Origin of the sequence: Cupriavidus taiwanensis (assembly GCF_900250075.1) — a bacterium.
In the GTDB taxonomy this organism is placed as follows: Bacteria; Pseudomonadota; Gammaproteobacteria; order Burkholderiales; family Burkholderiaceae; genus Cupriavidus; species Cupriavidus taiwanensis_C.
On record NZ_OFTT01000002.1, the window covers coordinates 1 to 4,196 of the forward strand.

The 4,196-nt window shown below is 62.1% G+C and carries 4 protein-coding genes and 1 rRNA gene; 2 read left to right on the plus strand and 3 right to left on the minus strand.

Going from position 1 to position 4,196, the window contains the following annotated elements; translation table 11 throughout:
• Positions 1-88 precede the first annotated feature (88 nt).
• Positions 89-201, plus strand: a 5S ribosomal RNA gene (gene rrf, locus CBM2588_RS30545).
• 333 nt (positions 202-534) lie between these two features.
• Positions 535-789: an RNA-binding protein gene (locus CBM2588_RS30550; RefSeq protein WP_115684063.1), complete on the plus strand. Its 255-nt coding sequence runs from the start codon at positions 535-537 to the stop codon at positions 787-789.
• 5 nt (positions 790-794) lie between these two features.
• Here CBM2588_RS30550 and CBM2588_RS30555 read toward each other — a convergent pair whose 3' ends face one another.
• The 3 genes from CBM2588_RS30555 to CBM2588_RS30565 all read right to left on the minus strand — a co-directional run bounded on the left by CBM2588_RS30555 (position 795) and on the right by CBM2588_RS30565 (position 3,969).
• Positions 795-1,472, minus strand: coding sequence for an SOS response-associated peptidase family protein (locus CBM2588_RS30555; RefSeq protein WP_115684064.1), 678 nt, complete (start codon positions 1,470-1,472; stop codon positions 795-797).
• Between the two features lie 127 nt (positions 1,473-1,599).
• Positions 1,600-2,139: a DUF4142 domain-containing protein gene (locus CBM2588_RS30560; protein ID WP_115684065.1), complete on the minus strand. Its 540-nt coding sequence runs from the start codon at positions 2,137-2,139 to the stop codon at positions 1,600-1,602.
• Positions 2,140-2,211: 72 nt separating this feature from the next.
• Positions 2,212-3,969, minus strand: a complete 1,758-nt coding sequence (locus CBM2588_RS30565; RefSeq protein ID WP_231942375.1) for a glyoxal oxidase — start codon at positions 3,967-3,969, stop codon at positions 2,212-2,214.
• Positions 3,970-4,196: the final 227 nt, after the last annotated feature.

The window sequence follows — 4,196 nt, forward strand, 5'->3', positions numbered from 1 at the left end:
TCGATCGCCTTGTGCCAGATACGCACAACCCCAACTACATCCCGATTCGTGACGCTGTCCCAACCCGACAGCGCCACAACCCCTCATGCCTGGTGACCATAGCGAGCTGGAACCACCCCTTCCCATCCCGAACAGGACCGTGAAACAGCTCCGCGCCGATGATAGTGCGGATTCCCGTGTGAAAGTAGGTCATCGCCAGGCTCTTATTGTGCAAAACCCCTCGACAGCGTGTGCTGCGAGGGGTTTTTGCTTTGGCGCGGCGCAACGGGCATGGCCAGTCACTACCGCGTGCTCATGCTCCAGCCGCGCGCCTGACGGAATATCCGCGCTAGCTGGTAGGCCGCAGCCGCCAGGCATGGATTATTTGCAACGTTGTCCGCTCACAGAGCGGGAATTCATTCAATCGCGCCCGTGCAGCATGCCGGCGCGGCGATGGCGTGCTGCGATGATGTGTCCAGTCCTGCAGGGACGGTGCCGAGGTGCTAACCTCAAAAAAAGCACCCGCCCGCCGTCACCTTGTAATTGGGAGAGAGAATGAGCCGCCTGCTGCTCACCAATATCGACCCCGACACCTCCGACGAGGAAATCCGGACGTTCCTGGAGAAATACGGATTCCCGCCATTCGACAGCCTGGAACATGAAGATGGCGACGGCTCGCACCCCGCCGTGCTGCTAACCTATGAAACCCTGGACCCTGCGGTGCTGGGAAAGCTGCAGCAGCGCATCGACCATATGTACTGGAAGAAGCGTCAGCTGAGCGCTTCCATCCTGCATGACCGTTTCGCCTGAGCAGGCTACCTGGTTGGCGCGGCCACGCCGGCCGTGCCGGATTCCTCGGCGGGTTGGGGCGTAAGCGGGGCGGGAACCGCCATCATCTTCTCGGCCGGATAGAGCGCCATGAAGCTTCGCGCCAGTTCGGGATCCCGGCACGCGAGCCACGCTTGCCACTGCAGGTACGGAATCATCACCACCGCCCGTTTTTCCTTGCCTGGGGTGTGCATCAGCTTCATCACCGCATGACCAGGCGCGCTCACCGTGAACATGGCGAAGGAATAAGATCCATCCGGCCATTGCCTCCACAGCCCGGCGATGCCAAGCGCCGGCTCGTCCGGTAGCCAGATCCGGTAGCGGATCCAGCCCTGGCCCGCCACGTAGCAAGGCTCGTAAATGGCCATCGCAGGCACCAGGCACAGCTGGGTGCGGTGCCACGCGCTGCACGAACCGCGCCTGTCACCGACGCACTCGGCGCGGACATTCATGGTTTCAAAATCCCGCGCGCCGTGGACGTGGCGTGCGCGCGGCACCAGGCCAAAGGTGGCCAGCAAACATTCGCGCCGGCCACGGGCATCCGCACGGACGATCGGCGCGGCATCGCCTGGCCATATTTCCGACTTCCATGTTCCTGGTGGCGGTTCTGCCCCGAAAACGTCGCGCAGCACCGGGCCCGTCACCGCGCTGAAATTGGTGCACACAATATTGCCTCCCCTGACGTCAGATGCCTTGCCGCTGGCACGGTCAGCCGTTATTCGCTACACCTGTCCGAGTGGCGCTGCGAAGGGAAGGGTGGGCGTCTTTCCGGCTGACCGGCATTGCGGGCAGCTATCGCGATACCTCCGATGCCATTTTCCTGGCGGATTCCAGATGGTGCTCGAGCGTCGGCAAGGTCTTCTTTGCAAAATCCCGTACATCGTTGTCGCGCGCATCGCTCGCGGCCTTGCGGAACAGTGCCACGGCATCGTTGTGCGCCTTGACGCCGACTTCGTCGGCGTACTGCTTGTCGAAGCTGGCGCCTTGCAGTGCGCCAATGGCTTCCAGCTTCTTCTGGTCAGCGGGACTCGGGGTGGTCGGCAATTGGACGCCCTTGGCGTTGGCCAGTCGCTTGAGATCTTCCGCGGCGGCGCGGTGGTCTTGCAGCATCTGCCCGGCAAAACGCTTGACCGTGGCGCTTGTGGCCTTGGTCTCGGCCAGCTTGCTGGCATCGATCTCCATCTGGCCTGCCTGTGCGGCCTTGTTCATGAAGTCCACGTCGCCGGCGGGCGGCGCGGCGTACAGGCCGGTTGTCAGGCATAGCAATACCGCCGCAAGCGGGGATTTGACATGGTGCCCACGGCGGCCGGGCTGGCGTGCATCGAATGGCATGACTGTCTCCTGAACGGGCAACCATACCCGGCCTTGCAACAATCATGCCGTCATGCCGTGCGACCTCCTGCCTCAGGAAACCCGAACGAATTTGGCGACGGAAGGCACCCCTTGCGAGTCGATGATAAACAGCATGTAGTAACCGGGCGGCACCAGCGAACTGGAGGCGGGCAGGGTGACGCGCAGGTTCTTGGCGCCCTGTTTGGTATGGCGCAATTTGATATAGCGCTGGTGCATGTCGTTGCCGTGCGTCACAGCCCCCGGCGCCACCAGCGCAACGCTGGAAACATTGGGCGTGCTGGAGCCAACGGTAAAGGTTTGTCCCAGGCTCAATGTACCCGGTGCGCTGGTGATATTCGGGCGCGCGCCCTTGAACAGGTACGGTGGCGAATATACCTGTGCCTGGTGCGTGCTGGCGGCCAGGGGATTCATGTCGTCCTGGGACAGCAGGACGGTGGCGTCGGGCAACAGAATGGCACTGGAGTGGTAGCCCGCCTGTATGGTGTTCGGGCTCATCGGAATCCAGGTCCCGGTCGGATCCCCGGCCGGCTTGTTGTAAAGCTCGCTGTCAAAATGCGGGTTGTCATAACCGTTGCTGGCCGCATTGCCGCCCACCGTAAACAGCGTTCCATCCGGCAGGATCACGGTATTGGCGTTATGCCGAGGCTGCAGCCATTGCGGAAATTGTCGCCACCCTGCGTTGGGGTTGCCGACATCGAACCATTCGTTGTTGCGGAAGGCGCTGTCGCCTTCGGCGCCGCCCGCGATCATCACGGCCTGCTTGACGGGCGTGACCGAGGCATCGGTATAGATAACGCCGTTGGCGTACTCATAGTGCGAACTCAGCATGTTCGGAATGCCGCTCCATGACCATGTGCCGGGCGTCAGCAGCACGGTATTGTAGAAGGCCGGCCCGGCCTGCATCATCTGGCCAGAACCAAGCAGGTATTGGAACGGGTACATGCCCGAGGGGTGGTGGAACGACACCGTGCTCATCGTGCCAACGCTGTCCATGCCCGCGGCAGGGGTGAACAGTTCGACCACCGACGTGGTATTTCCGGATCCCGTCTCGTCGAGGCCGCTGGTGATGACTACCCGGTTGTCTGCCAGCTTGGTCACAGTCGGATACCAGCGGCCGACCGACATATTTGGCTGGGTGGTCCAGCTCTCGCTGAGCGGATTGAACGTATAGCTGCTCAGCGCGCCCTGGAAGTTCTGCTGGCCTTCTGGCGCATTCCCGTCGGGGTAGCGCAGATTGCCACCAGCAATGAAAACCCTGCCGTCGCTCAATATCGTCTGGCCGGCACACCAGATGTTCTCAGGCGGCGTTATGGGATGGCCCGTGCGTGTCGCGGGATCCCACACATAGGCGACACCGGTGTTCGACGCTGCCGGATTATGGTACTGCGTAGGCTCGTACGACCAGAACAGCACCTTGCCTGTGTGTAGCAAGACCGCAGTGATGCCGACTACCGGGATGACGAATGGCTCGCTCCATTGGCCCGCCGTATTGGTGGCCTGAGCCCTGGCCGCTGCCAGCACCTGATCGTCCGGCGTGGCAACCCGGTCCAGCCCGGCTGCCACCCGACACTGTTTGGCACGCGCCCGCGCATGCGACTCGGCATGGGCCGGGCCGAGCACGGCAGCTTCTCGCTGCCTCAGCCTGGCTTCCGCGGAAGGGTTGTTGCAGGCGTCATTGTCGAAGCTGACGGGCGGAGCTGCGTGAACCGACGGTGCCAGCAGGAAGAAACCAACCACTGACGCCCACACGGTTTTGCGGAAAATCATGCGTTGACGCATTTGCATCACCTCCAGTGACAGCGTAGCCATGGAATGCGGGAGTTCCGCGCTGGAAGCTCACGGTGGCATGCCGAAGGACATCCGACGGGACTTTTCTAGCTTAGGGGGGCAGGCAGAGAGCCAATGTGGGCTGGCGCACGGAAGGAATGCGATTGGAGGCTTGCGTTTTGCCCAAGCTGCGTCGAGGGCGCTAGGCGGGTCGGGAGGTGCTGGCTATACGTTATTTAACATAATATACATTATGCGAAACGTAGCTT

Bases quoted from the DNA above. Each gene is read 5' to 3' on its own strand.
- CBM2588_RS30550 (WP_115684063.1), top strand. From the start codon at position 535: ATGAGCCGCCTGCTGCTCACCAATATCGACCCCGACACCTCCGACGAG.
- CBM2588_RS30560 (WP_115684065.1), bottom strand. From the start codon at position 2,139: ATGCCATTCGATGCACGCCAGCCCGGCCGCCGTGGGCACCATGTCAAA.
- CBM2588_RS30565 (WP_231942375.1), bottom strand. From the start codon at position 3,969: ATGGCTACGCTGTCACTGGAGGTGATGCAAATGCGTCAACGCATGATT.